Genomic DNA, 19,558 nt, shown 5'->3' on the forward strand with positions numbered 1-19,558 from the left:
GATCTCAGTGCCGTATTACGCCATCGATTCCGGACAATTTGCGGCGAACGGTGGCGAAGGACTGATCCTTTGCGGAGACTGTCCGGACACAACCGTCTGGTCGGGGAGGATTCATGGCGGCACCTGAAACACAAGAGCCGCATACTGAAAGCACGCCCGAGCCGAAGGCCGTTCGCAAGGCCGTCGCCGGCTCGGCGATGGGGAACTGCATCGAGTGGTACGACTTCGGCGTCTTCGGATTCATGCCGGCGATCCTCGGTCAGACGTTCTTCAACGCCGGGAGCACGTCGGAGGGCGCGCTGGCGACCTTCGCGCTCCTGGCGGTCACGTTCGTCATCCGGCCGTTCGGCAGCTTCGTGCTCGGTCCGCTCGGCGACAAGCTCGGCAGGCAGAAGATTCTCGCCCTGACCGTGCTGCTCATGTCGGGTTCGACGTTCGTCATCGGGCTCCTGCCGACCTGGGACCAGATCGGCATGTGGGCGGCGATCTTCGTCATCCTCCTGCGGGGCCTGCAGGGCTTCTCCGCCGGTGGTGAGTACGGCGGCGCGGCCACGTTCATCGCCGAGTACGCGCCGGCCAAGAAACGGGGCTTCTTCGGCAGCTGGCTGGAGTTCGGCACCCTGGTGGGCTTCTTCCTCGGGGCGAGCACGGTGACGCTGTGCACGATCATCCTCGGCGACGAGGCCATGCAGGCGTGGGGTTGGCGTATCCCGTTCCTGATCGCGGGACCGCTCGGCCTGGTGGGTCTCTGGCTGCGGACGAAGGTCGAGGACACTCCCCTGTTCAAGGACCTCGCCGTCGAGCACAAGGTGGCGAAGTCGCCGCTCAAGGAGCTGCTCACCACCAACTGGAAGTCGATCCTGCACCTCATCGGCCTGGTGATCCTGCTGAACGTCGGCGACTGGATCCTGCTCGGCTACATCGAGACGTACCTGAAGGACCAGCTCGGACTCGAAGGCAACGTCCCGCTGCTGATCATCATGGGAGTCATCCTGGCCATGCTGATCGTGATCGTGCCGATCGGTGCGCTGTCCGACCGGATCGGGCGCAAACCCCTGCTCGTCGCCTGCTGCGCGGGCTTCCTCACCCTGCCGATCCCGGCGTTCTCGCTGATGGAGAGCAGCAAGACCGAGGACGGCGTCAACGGCCTGATGCTGGCGGGCGGCCTGGCGATGATCGGTGGCTGCCTGGTGCTGTTCCTGGCCGTGGTGGCGTCCACACTGCCCGCGATGTTCCCCACGCGGGTGCGTTACGGCGCCTTCTCGATCGGCTACAACGTGTCGACGGCGGCCTTCGCGGGCACCGCGCCCTACGTCGTGGGTTCGCTGGTCGACGCCACGGGCAACACGATGTGGCCCGCGTTCTACCTGATGGGCGCGGCCGCCATCGCGACCGTCCCGGTGCTGCTCCTGCCGGAGACGAACGGCGTCTCGTTGCGCGGCGTCATCAGCTCGCGCCAGCCCACCACCAAGCCAGCCACTCCGCCACCCGCCGCCGTCGCGGGCTGAGGTCGGTCGAGCACGTGTGAGACGAGCCCGGCCCTCACTCCCGAGGACGACGGAGTGAGGGCCGGATTCGTCGGCCGGTCACTTCTCCAGGCTGCCGGTCATGACGCAGAACCCTCCGTCGGAGGAGTTGACGCCGATGGTTAACGTGGCGTCACCACCGACGAAGTCGGCGTTCGCCCCAGCCATGCGGTGACTGTAGTTTTCCATCGTCCACTTCTCACCGGAAGCGATGGCGTCTGCGAATGGGTCCGACAAGAAACCCAGCGACCTGTCCAAGCACTGCATGGAGTGCAAGGTGTCGAGGTCACCCGCGTTCAGAGCGTCATGGAAGTCCTCCAGGTAGCCCACGATGTCGCGCAGGTCCTGCCAGCACCATCCGTCGGCCTGCCTCACGAAAGTGAAGCTCGTGGGTATCTCACCGTCGATGTCGGGCCGACCCATCGCGCTGCCGGACAGGGACACCACCGCTCTCGTGAGACCCTTCTTCTCATCCTCACCGTCGAATCCCACGTTCACATGGATGTAGCCGACGTCCTGCGGCTCCCGGAACTCGTCGGCGAACGTCTTGAGCTCCTCCGTGGCGTCCGGGCACAGCAACGGCGTCACGGCAGCCGACTTGCCCGTTTTCAGGGCTTCCGCGACCTTGTCGCCCAGATCCTGCGCCGCCACTCCCCGAACAGTGAAATCCTCGGCGGTGCCGTGGTTCGCGGCGCGCTGGGACTCGGAGCCGCCGACGAGAAAGCCCGGCGCGACGAACGCCGTGATGGCGAAGGCCACCAGCGCCACCACGACGATGCTCACGCCGACCCACACGCCGGCCTTGTTGCCGCCTGACGGCGGTGGAGGACCGAAGCCTCCAGGCTGCCCGTACGGACCTGACGGCATCGGCTGCTGGCCGCCGTACTGCGGGTTCGGTCCGCCGGGATACTGCCCGTACGGCCCGGGGTGGGACGGATAACTCATCGGCATCCTTTGTGTGCGCACGCGATCTGGACGGTGACCGACACGCATCCGAACCAGCCGGTCACGTGGAGTCACGTGGAGTCATTGTGCCGGTGCCCGGCCCCGTTCGGGCCGAACATCGGCAGCTGCATCGCAGAACACACTCGTCGCACGCCGCCGCACGCTCTCACTCGCCGTCGTGGTGGCACTGGACGGCGCGATCGCCGCGGAGATCGCCACCGCCGCCCGCCGCGATCCGGTCGCCGCCGGGCTGCTCGCGCCGTATCTGGCGTGGAGCCTGTACGCCACGGCGCTCACCGCCGCGGTCCGCGATCCCGACAACGAGCCCCAGCGTCACGACGCCTGACCGCGCGTCATCGACTCGGCCCAGCGACGCATGCGGTCGTGGTAGCCGTCGGCGGGGAACGTGCCGTCGACGGAGACGTCCTCGATCGTCACCAGCGACGGCGTCGTCACCGTCGTCGTGGGCGGTGGCGGCTGCCGATCGGCGGTGAGCCACGAGCGCACGCCGCGCCGGTTGTCGCGCACCCGCTCGGCCGTGAGTCGATGAACGGCGTCCAGTCCGTCGGCGACGAACGTGGTGACGATCTCCCACTGCCCAGAGAGAGCGGCCTCGGGTGTTCGCGAGCGGTGTTGCAGGAGGTAACAGGCCACGTTGACGCTGTGGAACGCCGCCCACGGCTGTCGACGCTCGTGGTCGAGGGCGAGCAGCACCCCGAACAGCTCGTCACACGAGCCGAAACGCCCGCTCGCGCCACAGTCCGCACACACAGAGCTCCCGTCGGTCACGCCACCCACGCTAGCCCCGCTCGCTTCGCCGGTACAGCGCGATGAATCCTGTGGCGCTCAACGGGAATACCTCGTGTTCGACCCGTGGAGGAATCATGATGCGTAGCGTCACCTACTCGATGGGCGTCTCGCTGGACGGCTACATCGTCGGGCCGGACGGCCGCTTCGACTGGACCGAGCCCGACGACGAGCTGTTCCGGTTTCACATCGACCAGATCAGAGAAGTCGGCGTCCACCTGATGGGTCGCCGCCTGTACAAGACGATGCTCTACTGGGAGACCGTCGACCAGACCACGCTCGACGACACACAGCGCGAGTGGGCCGCGCTGTGGAATCCGCTGCCCAAGGTCGTGTTCTCCACGACGCTGGCGTCGGTGCGGGGCAACGCCCGCCTGGCCTCCAGGAGCCTGCGGGAGGAGATCACCCGGTTGCGTGCCGAGCCGGCGGAAGGCCACATCGCGATCGGCGGCGCCACTGTCGCGGCCGAAGCGGCGGCGCTGGATCTGATCGACGAGTACCGGGTCACGGTCCACCCGGTGCTGGTCGGCGGAGGCGTTCCGTGCTTTCCCCGCAGCAAACGCCGCGTGGACCTCGACCTCGTCGAAACCCGCACGTTCACCTCGAACGTCGTGTATCTCCGCTATCGCGTGGCACGGCGCTGACCGCGAGCCGTATCCGGTTACGTGGTCCGTTCGTCGAGGCGACGGCCGAGGACCACGACCTTCGCGTCGGTGTATCCGAGCGTGGCGTAGAAGTCGATGACGGCCTGGTTCTCGGTACGGACCATGAGCTGCAGCTTGGATATCCCACGGGCCCGTACCCACTGCTCGCAGGCCCGCATCATCTGCCGACCCAGTCCCCCGGCCTGCCTCGACGGCTCGACCGCGAGGTAGTAGACCCACCCGCGGTGTCCGTCGTGGCCGACCATCGCGGTCGCCACCAGAGTCCGGTCGTCGATGCCTGCGAGCACCGTCGACGCGGGCCCGGCCATGGCGGTGCGCAGGTCGGTCTCCGGGTCGTTCCAGGGCCGGGTGAGGCCGGTGACGCGCCAGAGCGTGATCGCGTCGCGGTACAGACGGGGAGGCAGTGGCTCGATCTTCACGCGCGAAGTCTACGGCCTCAACATCCACAGTGGACCACTGAATTCTTTGAAACAGAGCCGTCAGAGCGGGTCGATGCGCGCTTTGAGCAGGCAGAAGGCGTTGCCCTCGGGGTCGGCGAGAACACGCCATTGCTCGTCACCGGTCTGGCCGATGTCGGCCGGGCGTGCGCCGATCTTGAGGAGGCGTTCGAGTTCGGCGTCCTGATCGCGGTCGGTGGGGTTGAGGTCGATGTGCAGCAACGACGTCCGCTGCTCCGGCACGTCCGCGGTCCTGAGGATGATCGTCGGCTGCGGCCCGCCGAACCCTTCGCGCGGTCCGATCTCGACGGCGTAACCGCCGTCGCCCTCCTCGCGGCCGAGCTCCACGAAGTCCAGCACTTCGCACCAGAACCGCGCGAGCTTGTCGGGATCGCGGCAGTCGAGCACGAGCTCACCGATGCGACATGCCATGAACGAGACCTACCTTCGGCGTTGAACGGTCAGGACTCGCGACCGTACAAGCCGAGGCGAGCCTGCGCGAACGGTTTTCGCGCTTCCCCCGGCTCGTCCGCCTGCGTGCTCACGTGGGGATCCCACGAGGAACGTCGGACCCAAGGCGGTGTCGGACGCGCGCGGCGTAGAGGTCGTAACGCGTGGCCATGCGCGCCGTGGGGAGGCGAACCGGCTTCGCCACCGACGGTCGACCGAGATGTTCGCCGTTGCGGAACTGGTCGCGGGTGAGGTCGATCTCCAGGCCGTTGTCGAGGCGATTCCAGTAGTGGATCCCGTTGGACGTCCCGTCCCGCAAGGTGACATCCGCCCGCAGGAGAACGCCGCCCAGCAGCTCCGACAACGCAATGGACGTGACTCCACAGTGGCCGCGCGCGGGGTTGTCCGGATCCCAGGGGTCGGTAGGGTCGCAGGTCTCGTCGTCCCAGCAATCGCGTAGCGCTGCCTCCAGGGCAACGAAAGACCAGACCATCGGGATGCCGTCCTTCGACGTGCACTCGCGAGTGACCTCGCACAAGCTACCTGGAGGCACCGACATCCCCGTGCCACGCGAGCTCGCGCTGCTGGCCAGGGCAGCCCTGACCTGCGCCTTTGGTGCCCCCGACGGGACTCGAACCCGCACTGAGTCGATTTTAAGTCGACTGCCTCTGCCGGTTGGGCTACGGGGGCAGGGCTTACCTTATGCCCCCGCAGCAACCTACGAGCGGGATGCCCTGGCGAACTCTTCCTTCGGGTTGTTGATCTGCCCGAGCGCGACGGTCTCACGCTTGAACAGGCCGCTGAGTGCCCAGTCGAGCAGGATGCGCACCTTGCGGTTGAAGGTCGGCATAGCCTTGACGTGGTAGGTGCGGTGGAACAGCCAGGCCGGGAAGCCCTTGATCTTCAGGTTCATCGCGTCGGCGACACCCTTGTGGAGACCGAGGCCAGCGACCGCGCCGAGGTTCTTGTGGTAGTAGTCCGTCGGCGTGCCACCGCGCAGCGACCGGATGATGTTCTTGGACAGGTGCCGCGCCTGACGCACCGCGTGCTGGGCGTTGGGCGGGCAGGTCGCCGTCGGGTCGCTCTCGGTGCGCGACAGGTCGGGCACCGCGGCGACGTCACCGGCTGTCCAGACGTCCGGGTGGCCCACCACCTGCAGCGCCGCCGTGGCCTGCAGCCTGCCGCGCTTGTCGGTGGGCAGGTCGGAGTTGGCGAGCACCGGGTTGGCCTTCACGCCGGCGGTCCAGATGATCGTGTCGCTGTCGAACTCGGTGCCGTCGGAGAGCACGACGTGCCCGTCCTCGAACGACTTCGCCGCCGTCGACAGGTAGACCTCGATGCCGCGCTTCTCCAGCTGTTCGGCGGTCCACACGCCGAGCGTCTCGCGCACCTCGGGAAGGATGCGGCCGGACGCCTCCACGAGAACCCACCGGATGTCCTCCGGCTTGATGTTCTCGTAGTAGCGGCAGGCGTCGCGGGTCATGTCCTCCAGCTCGGCCAACGCCTCGATGCCCGCGAAGCCGCCACCGACGACGGTGAACGTGAGCAGCCGCTTGCGCAGCTCGGGGTCGAGGGTGCTCGCGGCCTCGTCCAGCTTCGTGAGGACGTGGTTGCGCAGGTAGATGGCCTCGCCGATGGTCTTGAGGGCGATGCCCTGCTCGGCCAGTCCGGGGATCGGCAGCAGTCGCGCGACGGAGCCGAGCGCCACCACGAGCACGTCGTAGTTGAGCTGCTCGATGTGCCCGTCGGGTGCCTCCACCGTGACGGTCTTGTTCGCGTGCTCGATGGAGTTCACGCGGGCGGTCAGAACGTGGCAGCGTCGAAGCACCCTGCGCAGCGGCACGACCACGTGACGTGGCTCGATGGACCCCGCAGCCGCCTCCGGCAGGAAGGGCTGGTAGGTCATGTGTGGCTGCGGGTCGACGACGGTCACGGAAGCCTCGTTGGCCCGCAGCTTCTTCTGCAGCCCGAGGGCCGTGTACAAGCCGACGTATCCGCCACCGAGGACCAGGATCCGCGTCGGTTCCGACTTGACTGCCATGACTCCATGGTTGCACCGCTGTGTGGAAGGTGTTAGCTACCCCTCCTCGCGTGTGACCAGCGTCGCCACGTCACCCAAACGATTCAGTTGGGGTCCACGACGGGTCATCGACCGGACGCCTGCTGTGAGCATGCGGGACTGTCGGACCCGCCCGCTACACCTACGGCTTTGCCGCACCTCCACAGACTCGGGCGAGTCCGACGACGAGGTGCGCAGCTGATCACACCGACAGCGGCCGGATTCGATCCAGCGTGTCGGCGAGCGCGTCCTTCTCGCGCTCCAGGTCGTAACGCGACTGGAGGTTGAGCCAGAACCGCTCCGAGGTCCCGAAGTAGCGCGCGAGCCGCAACGCCGTGTCAGCCGAAATGCCCCGCTTGCCCTGCACGATCTCGTTGATGCGACGCGGCGGAACCCCGATGGCGACGGCCAATCGATGCTGGGTGACACCCAGCGGTTCCAGGTACTCCTCGGCCAGGACCTCGCCTGGATGCATCGGAGGCACTCCCTTCACCGATAGTCCGTGATGTCGACGTTCTCCCGACCGGTCGGCGTCCACTCGGCAAACGTTAAGCCGACAGCGCCACCGTGCAGCTCAGACCAACCCCGCCAGGTCCTTCGCCCGCTCCAGCACGGCGCGCAGCATGGCCGGAGTGAGCTTGCCGGTGAACGTGTTCTGCTGCGACACGTGGTAGCAGCCGAGCAGGTGCAGCGGCGTGGGCCCGTCGAGGGCCACCTGCACGTCGTGGCCGAACTTCGGCCGGGGGCGCGGGATCACCCAGCCGGCCTCGGCGAGCACGGGCAGGAGCGCCTGCCAGCCGAACGCGCCGAGGACGACCACCGCCTTCAGCGTCGGGCGCAGCAGGGCGAGTTCGTCGGCGAGCCAGTGGCGGCACGTGTCGCGCTCGGCGGGGGTGGGTTTGTTCGCGGGCGGCGCGCAGTGCACGGGCGCGGTGATGCGCGTGCCGCGCAGGGTGAGGCCGTCGTCGCGGTGCGTGGCCGTGGGTTGCGAGGCGAGCCCCACGTCGTACAGCGCCTGGTAGAGGACGTCTCCGGAGCGGTCGCCGGTGAACATGCGGCCCGTGCGGTTGCCGCCGTGGGCGGCGGGGGCGAGACCCACGATGACGAGCGCCGCGTCGTCGGCCCCGAAGCCGGGCACGGGACGGCCCCAGTAGGTCTGGTCGGCGAACGCCGCGCGCTTCGTCCTCGCCACGTGTTCCCGCCACTCGACGAGCCGGGGGCACGCACGGCACTCGCTGACGGCCGCGTCGAGCTGGTCCAGAGACTTCCACGACGAACTCACCGCACCATTGTCCCGTGGCCTACGTTGGTCGCATGTCAGACAAGATCAGCGAGGACACGCAGGAGACGGACGGCAAGCCCGCCGAACCGCGCGACGACGTGGTCACCACCCACCACACCCTGTCGGTCGGCGACCGGGAGCTCGCCTACACCGCGAGCACCGGTCGCATCGTCCTGCGCAAGGAAGTACTGAAGGACGGCGCCTTCGACGGGCACAAGCCGAAGGCCGAGGTGTTCCTCACCTCGTACACGCTCGACGGGGCCGAGCCCGGGTCTCGGCCGGTGACGTTCGCGTTCAACGGCGGGCCCGGATCGTCCAGCATCTGGTTGCATCTCGGACTGTTCGGACCTCGCCGCGTGGTGTCGGGCGACGTCGACGCCCCCGAGCCGCCGCCGTATCGGCTGGCGGACAACCCCGAGACGCTGCTCGCCCACAGCGACCTCGTGTTCATCGACCCGGTGTCCACGGGGTACTCGCGAACGGTCGAGGGCGAGAAGCCGAAGGAGTTCCACGGCTTCACGCCCGACGTCGAGGCCGTCGGCGAGGTGATCCGGCTGTGGACGTCCCGCAACGGACGGTGGCTCTCGCCGAAGTTCGTGGCCGGTGAGTCGTACGGCACCGTGCGCGCCGCCGCGCTCGCCGCTCACCTCCAGCAGCGCCACGGGCTGTATCTCAACGGGTTGCTGCTGATCTCCTCGGTGCTCGACATGAGCACGGTGATGTTCCACGAGGGCAACGACCTGCCGTACTCGACGTACGTGCCGACGTACGCGGCGATCGCGCACTACCACGGCAAGCACGGCGACCGGCCGCTGGACGAGGTGCTGGCCGAGGCGGAGGAGTTCGCCTCGCGCGACCTGCCGTGGGCGTTGGCGCGCGGCTCGCGGCTGTCGGCCGACGAGCGTGCCGACCTCGTGGCCCGCCTCGCGCGACTCACCGGACTCTCGGAGTCCTATGTGGATCGCGTGAACCTCCGCATCGAGCACGTGCGGTTCTTCACCGAACTGTTGCGAGACAAGGGCCTCACCACGGGCCGCATGGACGGCCGGTTCACGACGTGGGAGCCCGACGGCGGGCGCGAGCACATGAGCGACGACGCGTCGATCTCCCGCATCATCGGTGCGTACTCGGCGGCGTTCAACCACTACGTGCGCACCGAACTCGGCTACGCCAACGACCTGCCCTACGAGATCCTGTCGCTCGACGTCAACCGCGAATGGTCCTATTCGGACTTCGAGGGCAGGCCGATCTCCGTGGTGGACGACCTGTCGGCCGCCATGCGCGCCAACCCGCACCTGAAGGTGCACGTCGCGTTCGGCTACTACGACGGCGCCACGCCGCACTACGCCGCCGAACACGTCCTCGCCCAGCTCCGCATCCCGGACGAGCTGCGGGACAACATCGACACGGCGTACTACCCGGCGGGCCACATGATGTACGTGCACGAGCCGTCGCGGGTCCAGCAGTCGCGCGACCTGGCGCGGTTCGTCGTCGACAGCTCGAACCGCTAGCGCCCGAGCACTCAGCAGCACCCGACCCGGACTCTCTACTATGTCGCATAGTAGAGAGTCCGGGAGGCGACAATGCGACAGCGCAGAACCCACTATGCCGCTGCGATGGTGGCGGCATCGGCCGCTCTGGTGGCATGCGGCACCGACCCAGCTCCAGACGGTGAGGACGACCTGCCGACACCGGCCCTGACCACGCACTCCGCCTCGGCCACTCCGGCGCCGGACGGCGTGCGAGGCCTCGGGCCGGACGCCGCGCCGCCGCACTGGAAGGCACCGTTCGACGACATCCCGCGCACGGGCGGCGAGATGTTCGTCGGCCTGGTGTTCCCGGACGACGATCGGGCCGACCTGTCCATCACCGGCGTGGCCCCGGACGGGAGCACGCGGTGGGCCGTCCACACCAATCCCGCCTGCGTCGGCTACGGCGTGACGAGCGTGGACGGCACCGCGGCCGCGGTGGTGCTCGCCAGCGACGCCGACAACCGGGAGGGCAAGGTCGCCACACGGACCACGGCCAACGCCTACGACGTGCGAGACGGCACCCGGCTGTGGGGAGCGGCGCCGGTGCCGGGCCCCATGGTGGGCCCCGGCCTGATCTTCGGTCAGGCGACGCCGTCGATCGTCGGCGGCGCCCAGGGCGAACGCCTCATGCTCGCAGCCCACTCGGGCGACCCGGTGCGGCCGCCCGCCGAAGGAGCGGTGCCGCTCTACGAGCACCACGGCACCGGCCTGTTCGCCCACGACGACGTCATCACGGCCGTCGACACCGCGAGCGGCGCGACGTTGTGGCACTCCGACACACTTCAAGCCCCGTCCGGATTCGACGAGGGTCTGCGACACGTGACACTGCTCGACGCCGCCATGGCCTCGACCGGCGACCTCGTCGCACTGCGTTGGACGCACTCACCGGACGACGACACCGGGAGGACGTCCCTGCACGAGCTCGGCAGCGGCAGGCTGATCGCGGACCTGGGCGACCAACCCGAACTGCGGACGACCGTGGACCAGACCACGAACACGGCCGTTGTGTCCGGCCTCGACCAGTACCGGACGACCAAGGCACTCGACATCCGCACCGGCGCGGAGTTGTGGCGTGACGACGCAGGCGTCGGGTCTCCCGAGATCACGCTCGCCCACGACGGCGTCGGATACGGCACTCGGGCCGGCCGATCGGTGGCCGTCGACGTCCTCAGCGGTCGGCTGCTGGGCGACGGCGACTGGCCCGTACCCGTGGCGGCCGCGTCGGACATCCTCCTCGCTCCTCTGCCGCCGCGTCCGGGAGCCACGCCCTCCGACCGCACCGCGGGCAGTGGCCCCGACTACGTCGCCTACGAGGATCGGTGACGTCCGCCCCTATCATCGGACGCGGCGGAAGGACGGGTCGTTATGCGTGGTCTCGGGGAACTCGAAGCCAAGGTCATGGACGTGCTGTGGTCAGCGGAGGCGCCTCTGCGGGTACGGGACGTGCTCGAACGGCTCGACACGGGCCGTCCCCTCGCCTACACCACGGTGATGACCGTGCTGGACAACCTGCACGGCAAGGAATACGTGCGACGAAACAAGACCGGACGCGCCTACGAGTACACCGCGGCGGAGTCGCGCGAGGAGGTCGGTGCTCGGTTGCTGCGGGAGGTCCTGTACTCCAGCGGTGACACCGAACAGGTGCTGCTCCACTTCGCCGAGTCGGCGACGCCCGAGGAATCGGACATCCTGCGGCGGGCGTTGCGGAGGGGGAAGCCGTCATGACGCTCGCACTCGGTCTGCTGGCCGCGGCCGTGGTGATCGGTGTCGCCGCGCCCGGGTACCTCCGGATCGCGGTCACTCCCAGGCTGCGCCCCGGACTCGCGCTCGCGGGGTGGATGCACTCGTTGCTCGCCGTCGTGCTCGCGATCCCGCTGTCCGGTCTCCTGCTGGCCCTCCCCGCCGACTCCGGGCTGGACGGCCTCGTCGGGATGGCCGACAACTGCGTGAACGTGTTCCTCGCCCGCGACGACGTGGCGTGGGCCGACGTCGCACGCTTCGGCGGCGCCGCCATCCTCCTGACGCTCACGGCCCGGCTGGGGGTCGTCGGTGTTCTCCGGACCCGCCGCCACCGGCGCCACCGGCGTGAACATGTCGCGTTGCTGCGGTCGTTGGGCCGCACCGACGGCGCGGTGCTGTGGCTCGCGGACACGACACCGATCGCCTACAGCGTCGGAGGTCGCGGCGGCACGATCGTCGCGACCCACGGGGTCCAGCGGCTCGACGCGGACGAGCGCGACGCGGTGCTGGCGCACGAGCTGGCCCATCTGCGAGGACGCCACCACGCACTCGTACTCGCCGCCGACATCGCCGCGGCCGCGCTGCCCTTCGTCCCCTTGTGCCGCCGGGCTCCCGCGGCCGTGCGAGTGCTGGTGGAGCTGGCAGCCGACGCGGCGGCCGCACGCCGCCACGGGCCGGGGCCGGTCCGGTCGGCGCTGTTGACAGTGACGGCACGGCAGACACCGAGTACGGCGCTCGCGATGTCGCGGGACGCGGTCGACGCTCGACTCCTGTGGCTGGAAGACGGCCGACTGCCCGCTCGAAGGCTGCCGGTCCGAGCCGACTACGCGGCCGCCGCGGCACTGACCACGGTGCCCGCCGCCCTGTCCGTCGCCACGATCGGGCTGCTGGTCACGCTCTACTGCCTGGCCGTCGTCGGCTGAGTCTGCGGGGCACAGGCCTCCGTCGAGCAGGCACTCCGCCTACGGCGTTGGACGACGGCCGCGGTGAGCAACGCCAGTGAGATGACCGCCAGGAAGGGCTGCAACGGCGCCCAGAGGCCGAGTGCGCCCGACGTGCCGAGCGCGACGAGCACGAGTTTGTTGCACACCGGGCAACCCACCGCGAACACCGCCAGCAACACCCCGCCCAGTGGCCGCTGGGACGCGCGCTCGGTCGGCGGCGGACCCTGGATCGCGAACCAGGCGACCGTGAGGGCGACCGTGGCCGCGACGACGGGGTACTCCCACCAGCGGACCGGGACCTCCCTGGAGAAGAGTGGCGTGTCGATGATGTCGGTCGGCACGGACACCACCACCAGCGTCAGCACGCCCATCAGGGCGGCGCGGACGAATCTGCGGCGGGTGTGCCGGTCCGAGGCAACCGTGGTCGTCATGGGTCTCCGCTCTCGATCCCCCTCTGATTTACTATGCTACATAGTAAATCAGAGCGAGTGGAATGGGAGAGCCGATGACCGCACCAACGCGGCGGGACACGTCCAAGCGCGACGGTGTCCTCGTGGCCGTTCTGGTCCTGGTAGCACTGGGGCTGATCATCTACCTGGCCACCTCACGGTCGGGTGAGGACGCGAAGGCTGGCACGGAGCCGGGCCCACAGCAGACGTCGAGCGCCGAGACCGGCTCCAGTCCGCTGGCCGACCTGCCGCGGCGGGAAACCGGCGATCCCATGGCGCTCGGCGCCACGGACGCACCGGTGACCATGGTCATGTACGAGGACTACCGCTGCCCGTTCTGCGCGAAGTTCAGCCGGGACATCGCCCCGTCCCTCATCGACCGCTACATCGACGCCGGTGTGCTGCGGATGGAATGGCGAGACCTGCCCATCTTCGGGGAGCAGTCGTTGCTGGCCGCCAGGGCTGGGCGCGCCGCGGCTGAGCAGGGCCGCTTCTGGGAATTCACCGAAGCCGTCTACGCTGCCGCCCCGGACCGTGGACACCCCGACCTCACCGCCGACGCGCTGCGCGACTTCGCCCGCGAAGCCGGTGTCGACGACCTCGACCGCTTCACCAAGGACATGAACTCCGACCGCTTCGACGCCGCGATCGAGACCGACATCCGGGAAGGCACCGGCGTGGGGGTGTCCAGCACCCCGACCTTCGTCGTCAACGGACAACCCGTCCTCGGCGCCCAGCCGCTCGACACGTTCACGTCCGTCATCGACGCCGCCGCCGACGCCGCCCATGATTGAGATCGGACTCCTCGGAGCCTTCCTCGGAGGTGTGCTGAGCCTGCTCAGCCCGTGCTCGGCGTTGCTGCTGCCCTCGTTCTTCGCCTACGCGTTCGAGCGCGTCGGGACACTGGCACGACGTACGGCGGTGTTCTACGCGGGCCTGCTCGCCGTGCTGGTGCCGCTCGGCGCGGGCGTGGGCGCGATCGGTGCCCTGCTCACGCGCTACCGCGGGATCGCCACCATGGTGGGCGGGATCGTCCTCGTGCTGCTCGGCATCGCGATGATCCTCGGCCTCGGCTTCGGCTCGGCGGCCGCGCAACGGGCTACCGCCCGCATCCGCATCTCGTCGGGCGCCTCGGTGTTCGCACTGGGCACCGTCTACGCGCTGGCCGGCTTCTGCTCGGGCCCGCTGCTGGGCAGTGTGCTCACCGTGTCCGCGGCCGGCGGCGACCCGGCGTACGGCGGGGTGCTCATGGCGCTCTACGCGCTCGGCATGGCGGCACCGTTGTTCGTCCTGGCGTTGGTCTGGGATCGCTTCGACATCGGCGCGAACAGCTGGCTACGGGGACGTCCGGTCCGAATCGGACCGCTCACCACCCACACGACCAGCCTCGTGTCCGGGTTGCTGTTCATCGGCGTCGGACTGTTGTTCCTGCTCACCGAGGGCACCGCCAACCTCGGCGGCCTCACCGGCGTCGACGCCCAGTTCTCACTGCAGGTATGGCTGCGGGACGTCGCCGCCACAGTGTCCGACGCGACCGTTCTGCTGTGGATCGCCCTCGCCGCGCTTCTCGTGCTGGTCCTTCGACTGGTGCGGAACCGGAAACGACAACACAGTCGCCGGTAGCGGGACCGCTGTGCGGGAAGTGCGGACACGCGTGCGGGAAGTGCGGACACGCGTGCGTAGCTCGCGGACACGGTGCCGCCGTCAGCGCGGCGGCACCGTCAGGCGAGGGAGAGCGCGATGCCGTCGAGGATGTCGTGCTCGCTCACGACCAGGGGGTCGGCCGGGCCGCCGCGCCGGGCGATCTCCTCCGCCAGGGTGCGCACGATCAGGCCGCCGCCGCCGATGACGTCCACCCGGCCCGGATGGATCACGGGGTTCGCCGCACGCGTGTCGCGGTCGGAGGCGAGCACCTCGTCGACCACGGTGTCCAGGTCCGTGCGCGCGATGGTCGACAGGTGCGTGCGCTCGGAGTCGTACTCGGGAAGCTTCTGCGCGAGCGCCGACAGGGTGGTCACGGTGCCCGCGACGCCGATCCACCGGCTCGCCTTCGACACGTCCACCGCCTCGAACGCGGGCTCCAACGTGCGCGCCACCAGCTCCCGCGCCTCGGCGATCTCCTCGGCCGTGGGCGGGTCCGAGTGCAGGGTGCGCTCGGTGAGCCGCACACACCCGATGTCGACCGAACGGGCCGCCCACACGTCCGCCTCCCGGCCGTCCCAGGCACCCAGCACGAGCTCGGTGGAGCCGCCCCCGACGTCGACGACGAGGAACGGACCGTCCTCGGAGTCCTGCTCGCCCACCGCGCCCGCGAACGACAGCCGCGCCTCCTCGTCGCCGCTGATGACCTCGGCCTCGCTGCCGAGCAGGTCGCGCGTCATCGAGAAGAACTCGTCCCGATTGCTCGCGTCGCGCGTCGCGGACGTCGCCACCATGCGCAGCCGCTCGACACCCTTGCGCCGCGCCGCGATCGCGTACGCCTGCAGGGCTTCACGGGTCCGCTCCAGCGCCTCGGGTGCGAGCCTGCCGGTGGCGTCGACGCCCTGACCGAGCCGCACGATCCGCATCTCGCGGTGCAGATCCCGGAGGTCGACGCTTCCGTCGTGCCGGTGTGTCAGCTCGGCGACGAGCAGACGAATGGAGTTGGTCCCGCAGTCGATGGCAGCTACCCGTGGCATGCGGCCAACCCTAGTCCTCGCCCGCGCCCGATTCCCTCGTGGCCGACGTCTGCTCCGGGGCGGATTCGCCCTCGCCCGTGCCGTCGTCCTTCCCGTCGCCCGTGTCGTCGTCCTCGCACGGTGGGTCGGTGGGCTCGTCGGGGTCCGTCGGGTCGGAGTCCCCGGGCATGGACGACTCGGACGACGTGGACGACGCGGTCGTGGTGTCCGTGGTGCCGACAGCAGTCGGCGTCGGGGTCGGCGTGGTGGTCGGTGTGCCGGTCTCCGACTCCTCGCCGTCATCCGGATCGCACTCGCCGGGGTCCGGCTCGGGTTCGGTCGTCGGTGGATCCGTGGGGTCCGGCGGGTCGGTCGGCTCCTCCGGATCCGTGGGCCCCGGATCGGTCGGGTCGCTCGGGTCGCTCGGGTCGCTCGGGTCGCTCGGGTCGCTCGGGTCGCTCGGGTCGCTCGGGTCGCTCGGGTCGCTCGGGTCGCTCGGGTCGGTCGGGTCGGTCGGGTCCGTGGCAGGCGGGTCCGTCGGGTCCGACGGCTCCGTCGGCTTGGGGTCGGTCGGCTTCGGGTCGGCGTCCTCGGACTCGCCCGGTGTCCCGGGCTTGTCGGGCGCGGGGTCGGTGGATCCCGGTGGTGGCGTCGGCTCCGCTCCACCCGACGGCGGGTGAGCACCGAACGAGCCGTCGTGCCCTTGGCCCGCCCCGTGCGCGAGCAGGGTTTCGGGCACCGCCGACGGCAGGTCGCTGTCGGGCAGGGTCGTCACACCGTTGCGGTAGGCCTTGGCCCAGCGGATCACGGTGTCGACGTACGCCCACGAGTTGTTGTAGCGGTAGACGGCGGCGCGCAGCTGTTCCGAGTCCGACAGGTCGACACCACCGGAGCACAGGTACCGGCCCGCCGCGACGGCCGCGTCGTGGATGTTGTTGGGGTCGGTGACGCCGTCGCCGTTGCCGTCGGCGGCGTAGTGGGCCCACGTCGACGGGATGAACTGCATCGGGCCGACGGCGCGGTCCCACGTCGTGTCCCCGTCGTAACGGCCGCCGTCCGTGTCCGGGATCGCCGCGACGTCGCCCTGGCCGTCGAGCACCGGGCCGAGGATCGCTTCCAGCGTGTCGCCGGCCGAGTCGACGTACCCGCCGGACGCGTGGTTGGACTCGATCCGCCCGATACTCGCGAGCAACGCCCAGTCGATGTTGCAGCCCGGATGTTCGGCCGCAACCTGAGTCGCCGCGCGGCGGTACGCGTCGAGTGCCGAGTGGGGAATGCCGAGAGTCCCTTCCGCGGGCTCGTCGTACAGGCTCAGCTCCTCGGGAGTCACGGAGTCGGGCAGACTGCCGTCGACCGAAACCCGGCCCAGCGCGTTCGGCCTGCCCCCCTCCAGCGGCGACGACGTGCTGTCCCGCTCCGGGAGGCCCCACCAGCGGGCTGTGCTGTCGCTGACGACGAGCACCGGAAGAATCGCGAGAGACCCACTGAGCACCGCGATGGTGGCCTTGCGGCCGATCCCGGAACGCGCGGACGCGCCTCTTCCACCGCGAGCACCCAAGATCGAACCCCTCCCGCGACCGCACGAGTCGTTGCGGGGCACAGCCTGCCGCAAACTCTCCGGTGGTTTCACCCCCTCGGGAGCGAATCAAACTCGGATTACCCCGGAAGGACTAACGCGGTTGCGCACAATCACCGAGTGGCCACCCGTCCTCGCGCAACAGGCGGAGCGTCTCGTCGCCGAACGGGTTCACACCAATACCACACGCGAGCGTGTGTGCGAGGTGGACATGCAGGCACTTCACGCGCGTCGGCATGCCTCCGGCCGTCACCTGATGGCCCAAGGGTTCGATGGCGTCGCGCTGCGCGAGATACGACTCGTGCGCCTGCCGGTACGCCTCGGCGAGGTCGGCGTCCTCGGCGAGCCGGTCCGTCATCTCGCGCATGATCCCGGACGCCTCCAGCCGACCCACCATCGACGTCAACGTCGCGCAGGTCAGGTAGTAGAGCGTCGGGAAGGGAGTCCCGTCCTCCAGGCGCGGGTTGGTCTGCACCACGGACGGATGGCCGCTGGGGCACCGGGCCGCGACGGCACGCAACGCGCGAGGCGGCCTGCCCAACTGCTGCCTGATGACCTCGCGGTCGGCCTCGGTCACCGGCTCGAACTCGATCGGACTCACCTCTCCGTCACGCTGTTCCACACCATCTCGTACCAGGGTTCCGGCTCGGTCGGGCCGTCGTCGGCACCGGCGCCCGACTGCGCGCGATCCTCGGGGAACTGCACGATGTACGGCGTCTCGCCCGGCATCACGTACCGCAGCCTGCGCCGTGCCTCCGCCTCCACCTGCGCGGGATCCCGCAACTCGTCACGCCGCTTCTCGAGGCCGTCGACCTCCGCCTCCAGCCGCTCGACCTCGCGTTCGTGCGCGGCCACGTCCGCACGCTGCGACAGGTAGGTGCGCAGCGGGACGGCGATCGTGAACGCGAGCGCACACACCACGATGGCCACGAGCGCGGCCCGCCGTGTGGTGGACAGCCCGAGCGCCTTGGCGGCGTCGGCCATGCGGACGGCACCGAGTCGCCGCAGCCGCGCGACCCGGCGTTCCCTGCCCACACGACCAGGACGGCGGGGGACGGAGCGAGCCTCCTTTCCCCCGCCGCGCCTGCTCCGCGGTCTGCCGCGCTCGGCCACGCCGCTCAGCCCTCCGGGTTGAACCTCGGGAAGGCGAGGTCACCCGCGTAGCGGGCAGCGTCGGCCAGCGCCTCCTCGATGCGCAGGAGCTGGTTGTACTTCGCCACGCGCTCGCTGCGCGCGGGCGCACCCGTCTTGATCTGGCCCACGCCCGTGGCCACGGCCAGGTCGGCGATGGTGGTGTCCTCGGTCTCGCCGGAGCGGTGGCTCATCATCGACTTGTAGCCGCAGGACGTCGCGAGCTGCACGGCGTCGAGCGTCTCGGACAGGGTGCCGATCTGGTTGACCTTGACCAGCAGGGCGTTGCCGGCGCCGCGGGAGATGCCCTCCTCCAGCCGGTCGGGGTTGGTGACGAAGAGGTCGTCACCCACGAGCTGAACCCGCGAGCCGAGGTCGGAGGTCAGCTGCACCCAGCCGTCCCAGTCGTCCTCCGAGAGCGGGTCCTCGATCGACACCAGCGGGTACGCGTCGACCAGCTCGGTGTAGTACGCGGACATGTCGGCGGCGCTGCGCTGGGTGCCCTCGAACTGGTAGGCGCCGTCGGAGAAGAACTCCGTGGCCGCCACGTCGAGCGCCAGCGCGATGTCCTGACCCGGGCGGTAGCCGGCCTTCTCGATCGCGGTGACGATGAGGTCGAGCGCCTCCCGGTTGTTGGGCAGGCTCGGGGCGAACCCGCCCTCGTCACCGAGGCCCGTGGCCAGACCCTTGCTCTTCAGCACCGACTTCAGCGCGTGGTAGACCTCGGTGCCCCACCGCAGAGCCTCGCGGAACGACTCGGCGCCGATCGGCGCGATCATGAACTCCTGGATGTCGACGTCGGTGTCGGCGTGCGCACCGCCGTTCAGGATGTTCATCATCGGCACGGGAAGCACGTGCGCGTTCGGCCCGCCGAGGTAGCGGAACAGCTCCAGCTCGGCGGACTCGGCCGCGGCCTTCGCCACGGCAAGCGAGACGCCCAGGATGGCGTTGGCGCCGAGCCTGCTCTTGTCCGGCGTGCCGTCCAGGTCGAGCAGGCGCTGGTCGACGACGCGCTGTTCGACAGCGTCCACACCCACGAGGCCGGGACCGACCTCGTCGCACACGGCCGCGACCGCGCGCTCGACACCCTTGCCGTTGTAGCGCTTGGGGTCACCGTCCCGCAGCTCCACAGCCTCGTGCTCACCGGTCGACGCGCCCGAGGGAACCGCCGCCCTCGCCAGCGTGCCGTCGTCGAGGGCCACCTCGACCTCGACCGTGGGGTTGCCGCGCGAGTCCAGGATCTCGCGCGCGCCTACCTGCTCGATAACCGCCACACTCAGCTCCTCATCCGGTTGTCGCCACTGCTGGGCTGTCGCGGACCTGACCACACCCGTCCGGGCGCGGTCGACGGCTTCAGA

Annotated in this window: 23 protein-coding genes and 1 tRNA gene; 9 read left to right on the plus strand and 15 right to left on the minus strand. The window is 69.6% G+C overall.

Translation table 11 applies throughout. The features are described 5' to 3' along the window. The first annotated feature begins 113 nt into the window (after positions 1-113). A complete protein-coding gene (locus SACAZDRAFT_RS09500; RefSeq protein ID WP_005440990.1) occupies positions 114-1,508 on the plus strand; it encodes an MFS transporter in 1,395 nt (464 codons plus the stop codon). 78 nt (positions 1,509-1,586) lie between these two features. Here the strand turns inward: SACAZDRAFT_RS09500 and SACAZDRAFT_RS09505 are convergent, their stop codons facing one another. Then, positions 1,587-2,294, minus strand: coding sequence for a hypothetical protein (locus SACAZDRAFT_RS09505; RefSeq protein ID WP_232286393.1), 708 nt, complete (start codon positions 2,292-2,294; stop codon positions 1,587-1,589). 355 nt (positions 2,295-2,649) lie between these two features. On the opposite strand from SACAZDRAFT_RS09505, the gene SACAZDRAFT_RS22445 reads away from it, so the two are divergent. Beyond that, positions 2,650-2,817: a TspO/MBR family protein gene (locus tag SACAZDRAFT_RS22445; RefSeq protein WP_005440993.1), complete on the plus strand. Its 168-nt coding sequence runs from the start codon at positions 2,650-2,652 to the stop codon at positions 2,815-2,817. On the opposite strand, the gene SACAZDRAFT_RS09510 is transcribed toward SACAZDRAFT_RS22445, so the two are convergent. After that, complete coding sequence (locus SACAZDRAFT_RS09510) at positions 2,805-3,260, minus strand: DUF5946 family protein (protein WP_232286394.1); 456 nt, start codon at positions 3,258-3,260, stop codon at positions 2,805-2,807. The genes SACAZDRAFT_RS22445 and SACAZDRAFT_RS09510 overlap by 13 nt on opposite strands. A 98-nt stretch (positions 3,261-3,358) precedes the next feature. On the opposite strand from SACAZDRAFT_RS09510, the gene SACAZDRAFT_RS09515 reads away from it, so the two are divergent. After that, entirely contained in the window at positions 3,359-3,922 is a 564-nt protein-coding gene (locus SACAZDRAFT_RS09515) for a dihydrofolate reductase family protein (RefSeq protein ID WP_040927953.1), read from the plus strand. A 17-nt stretch (positions 3,923-3,939) separates the two neighbouring features. Here SACAZDRAFT_RS09515 and SACAZDRAFT_RS09520 read toward each other — a convergent pair whose 3' ends face one another. The 7 genes from SACAZDRAFT_RS09520 to SACAZDRAFT_RS09550 form a co-directional block, all read right to left on the minus strand. After that, entirely contained in the window at positions 3,940-4,362 is a 423-nt protein-coding gene (locus tag SACAZDRAFT_RS09520; protein WP_005441000.1) for a GNAT family acetyltransferase, read from the minus strand. 60 nt (positions 4,363-4,422) lie between these two features. Further along, positions 4,423-4,812 carry a VOC family protein gene (locus SACAZDRAFT_RS09525; RefSeq protein ID WP_005441001.1) on the minus strand — a complete coding sequence of 130 codons (390 nt, stop codon included), beginning with the start codon at positions 4,810-4,812 and terminating at the stop codon, positions 4,423-4,425. A 109-nt stretch (positions 4,813-4,921) separates the two neighbouring features. After that, positions 4,922-5,323 carry a YunG family protein gene (locus SACAZDRAFT_RS09530; RefSeq protein ID WP_005441003.1) on the minus strand — a complete coding sequence of 134 codons (402 nt, stop codon included), beginning with the start codon at positions 5,321-5,323 and terminating at the stop codon, positions 4,922-4,924. A gap of 120 nt (positions 5,324-5,443) precedes the next feature. Continuing rightward, positions 5,444-5,520: transfer RNA gene (locus tag SACAZDRAFT_RS09535), tRNA-Leu, on the minus strand. 28 nt (positions 5,521-5,548) lie between these two features. Further along, entirely contained in the window at positions 5,549-6,871 is a 1,323-nt protein-coding gene (locus SACAZDRAFT_RS09540) for an NAD(P)/FAD-dependent oxidoreductase (RefSeq protein ID WP_005441005.1), read from the minus strand. A gap of 220 nt (positions 6,872-7,091) precedes the next feature. Continuing rightward, the gene (locus SACAZDRAFT_RS09545) at positions 7,092-7,364 is read right to left on the minus strand and encodes a HigA family addiction module antitoxin (protein WP_040927725.1); all 273 of its coding nucleotides are present in this window, start codon (positions 7,362-7,364) and stop codon (positions 7,092-7,094) included. 99 nt (positions 7,365-7,463) lie between these two features. Next, positions 7,464-8,171, minus strand: a complete 708-nt coding sequence (locus SACAZDRAFT_RS09550) for a uracil-DNA glycosylase (RefSeq protein WP_005441011.1) — start codon at positions 8,169-8,171, stop codon at positions 7,464-7,466. A 32-nt stretch (positions 8,172-8,203) separates the two neighbouring features. Between SACAZDRAFT_RS09550 and SACAZDRAFT_RS09555 the strand changes: the two genes are divergently transcribed. The 4 genes from SACAZDRAFT_RS09555 (at position 8,204) to SACAZDRAFT_RS09570 (ending at position 12,366) form a co-directional block, all read left to right on the plus strand. After that, positions 8,204-9,682 (plus strand): S10 family peptidase, encoded by a 1,479-nt coding sequence (locus tag SACAZDRAFT_RS09555; RefSeq protein WP_005441012.1) that lies wholly within the window; start codon positions 8,204-8,206, stop codon positions 9,680-9,682. 72 nt (positions 9,683-9,754) lie between these two features. Further along, complete coding sequence (locus SACAZDRAFT_RS09560; protein ID WP_005441013.1) at positions 9,755-11,026, plus strand: outer membrane protein assembly factor BamB family protein; 1,272 nt, start codon at positions 9,755-9,757, stop codon at positions 11,024-11,026. Between the two features lie 42 nt (positions 11,027-11,068). Beyond that, positions 11,069-11,428: a BlaI/MecI/CopY family transcriptional regulator gene (locus SACAZDRAFT_RS09565; protein WP_005441014.1), complete on the plus strand. Its 360-nt coding sequence runs from the start codon at positions 11,069-11,071 to the stop codon at positions 11,426-11,428. Further along, entirely contained in the window at positions 11,425-12,366 is a 942-nt protein-coding gene (locus SACAZDRAFT_RS09570) for a M56 family metallopeptidase (protein ID WP_005441015.1), read from the plus strand. Before SACAZDRAFT_RS09565 ends, SACAZDRAFT_RS09570 begins: the two co-directional genes overlap by 4 nt. Here SACAZDRAFT_RS09570 and SACAZDRAFT_RS09575 read toward each other — a convergent pair. Continuing rightward, positions 12,342-12,818 carry a hypothetical protein gene (locus SACAZDRAFT_RS09575; RefSeq protein ID WP_005441016.1) on the minus strand — a complete coding sequence of 159 codons (477 nt, stop codon included), beginning with the start codon at positions 12,816-12,818 and terminating at the stop codon, positions 12,342-12,344. The two genes, SACAZDRAFT_RS09570 and SACAZDRAFT_RS09575, sit on opposite strands and share 25 nt — an antisense overlap. A 74-nt stretch (positions 12,819-12,892) precedes the next feature. Here SACAZDRAFT_RS09575 and SACAZDRAFT_RS09580 point away from each other — a divergent pair, with 74 nt between their 5' ends. After that, positions 12,893-13,630 carry a DsbA family protein gene (locus tag SACAZDRAFT_RS09580; RefSeq protein WP_005441017.1) on the plus strand — a complete coding sequence of 246 codons (738 nt, stop codon included), beginning with the start codon at positions 12,893-12,895 and terminating at the stop codon, positions 13,628-13,630. Beyond that, positions 13,623-14,459, plus strand: a complete 837-nt coding sequence (locus tag SACAZDRAFT_RS09585) for a cytochrome c biogenesis CcdA family protein (RefSeq protein WP_005441019.1) — start codon at positions 13,623-13,625, stop codon at positions 14,457-14,459. Before SACAZDRAFT_RS09580 ends, SACAZDRAFT_RS09585 begins: the two co-directional genes overlap by 8 nt. 98 nt (positions 14,460-14,557) lie before the next feature. Here the strand turns inward: SACAZDRAFT_RS09585 and SACAZDRAFT_RS09590 are convergent, their stop codons facing one another. The 5 genes from SACAZDRAFT_RS09590 to eno form a co-directional block, all read right to left on the minus strand. Next, positions 14,558-15,514 carry a Ppx/GppA phosphatase family protein gene (locus SACAZDRAFT_RS09590; protein WP_005441021.1) on the minus strand — a complete coding sequence of 319 codons (957 nt, stop codon included), beginning with the start codon at positions 15,512-15,514 and terminating at the stop codon, positions 14,558-14,560. 10 nt (positions 15,515-15,524) lie between these two features. Next, a complete protein-coding gene (locus SACAZDRAFT_RS09595) occupies positions 15,525-17,051 on the minus strand; it encodes a lytic transglycosylase domain-containing protein (RefSeq protein ID WP_005441023.1) in 1,527 nt (508 codons plus the stop codon). 112 nt (positions 17,052-17,163) lie between these two features. Beyond that, entirely contained in the window at positions 17,164-17,691 is a 528-nt protein-coding gene (locus SACAZDRAFT_RS09600) for a DUF501 domain-containing protein (protein WP_005441025.1), read from the minus strand. Beyond that, the gene (locus SACAZDRAFT_RS09605) at positions 17,667-18,182 is read right to left on the minus strand and encodes an FtsB family cell division protein (RefSeq protein WP_005441027.1); all 516 of its coding nucleotides are present in this window, start codon (positions 18,180-18,182) and stop codon (positions 17,667-17,669) included. The genes SACAZDRAFT_RS09600 and SACAZDRAFT_RS09605 overlap by 25 nt, the downstream gene beginning before the upstream one ends. Before the next feature lie 5 nt (positions 18,183-18,187). Continuing rightward, a complete protein-coding gene (gene eno / locus SACAZDRAFT_RS09610; RefSeq protein WP_005441029.1) occupies positions 18,188-19,474 on the minus strand; it encodes a phosphopyruvate hydratase in 1,287 nt (428 codons plus the stop codon). Positions 19,475-19,558 lie beyond the last annotated feature (84 nt).

The organism is Saccharomonospora azurea NA-128, assembly GCF_000231055.2.
Taxonomy (GTDB): Bacteria; Actinomycetota; Actinomycetes; order Mycobacteriales; family Pseudonocardiaceae; genus Saccharomonospora; species Saccharomonospora azurea.

Excerpts from the sequence above, each read along its gene's own strand:
- SACAZDRAFT_RS09525 (WP_005441001.1), bottom strand. The coding sequence starts at position 4,812 with ATGGCATGTCGCATCGGTGAGCTCGTGCTCGACTGCCGCGATCCCGAC.
- SACAZDRAFT_RS09555 (WP_005441012.1), top strand. The coding sequence starts at position 8,204 with ATGTCAGACAAGATCAGCGAGGACACGCAGGAGACGGACGGCAAGCCC.
- SACAZDRAFT_RS09590 (WP_005441021.1), bottom strand. The coding sequence starts at position 15,514 with ATGCCACGGGTAGCTGCCATCGACTGCGGGACCAACTCCATTCGTCTG.
- SACAZDRAFT_RS09530 (WP_005441003.1), bottom strand. The coding sequence starts at position 5,323 with ATGGTCTGGTCTTTCGTTGCCCTGGAGGCAGCGCTACGCGATTGCTGG.
- SACAZDRAFT_RS09560 (WP_005441013.1), top strand. The coding sequence starts at position 9,755 with ATGCGACAGCGCAGAACCCACTATGCCGCTGCGATGGTGGCGGCATCG.
- SACAZDRAFT_RS09565 (WP_005441014.1), top strand. The coding sequence starts at position 11,069 with ATGCGTGGTCTCGGGGAACTCGAAGCCAAGGTCATGGACGTGCTGTGG.
- SACAZDRAFT_RS09545 (WP_040927725.1), bottom strand. The coding sequence starts at position 7,364 with ATGCATCCAGGCGAGGTCCTGGCCGAGGAGTACCTGGAACCGCTGGGT.
- SACAZDRAFT_RS09575 (WP_005441016.1), bottom strand. The coding sequence starts at position 12,818 with ATGACGACCACGGTTGCCTCGGACCGGCACACCCGCCGCAGATTCGTC.
- SACAZDRAFT_RS09580 (WP_005441017.1), top strand. The coding sequence starts at position 12,893 with ATGACCGCACCAACGCGGCGGGACACGTCCAAGCGCGACGGTGTCCTC.
- SACAZDRAFT_RS09585 (WP_005441019.1), top strand. The coding sequence starts at position 13,623 with ATGATTGAGATCGGACTCCTCGGAGCCTTCCTCGGAGGTGTGCTGAGC.
- SACAZDRAFT_RS09515 (WP_040927953.1), top strand. The coding sequence starts at position 3,359 with ATGCGTAGCGTCACCTACTCGATGGGCGTCTCGCTGGACGGCTACATC.
- SACAZDRAFT_RS09540 (WP_005441005.1), bottom strand. The coding sequence starts at position 6,871 with ATGGCAGTCAAGTCGGAACCGACGCGGATCCTGGTCCTCGGTGGCGGA.
- SACAZDRAFT_RS09500 (WP_005440990.1), top strand. The coding sequence starts at position 114 with ATGGCGGCACCTGAAACACAAGAGCCGCATACTGAAAGCACGCCCGAG.
- SACAZDRAFT_RS09570 (WP_005441015.1), top strand. The coding sequence starts at position 11,425 with ATGACGCTCGCACTCGGTCTGCTGGCCGCGGCCGTGGTGATCGGTGTC.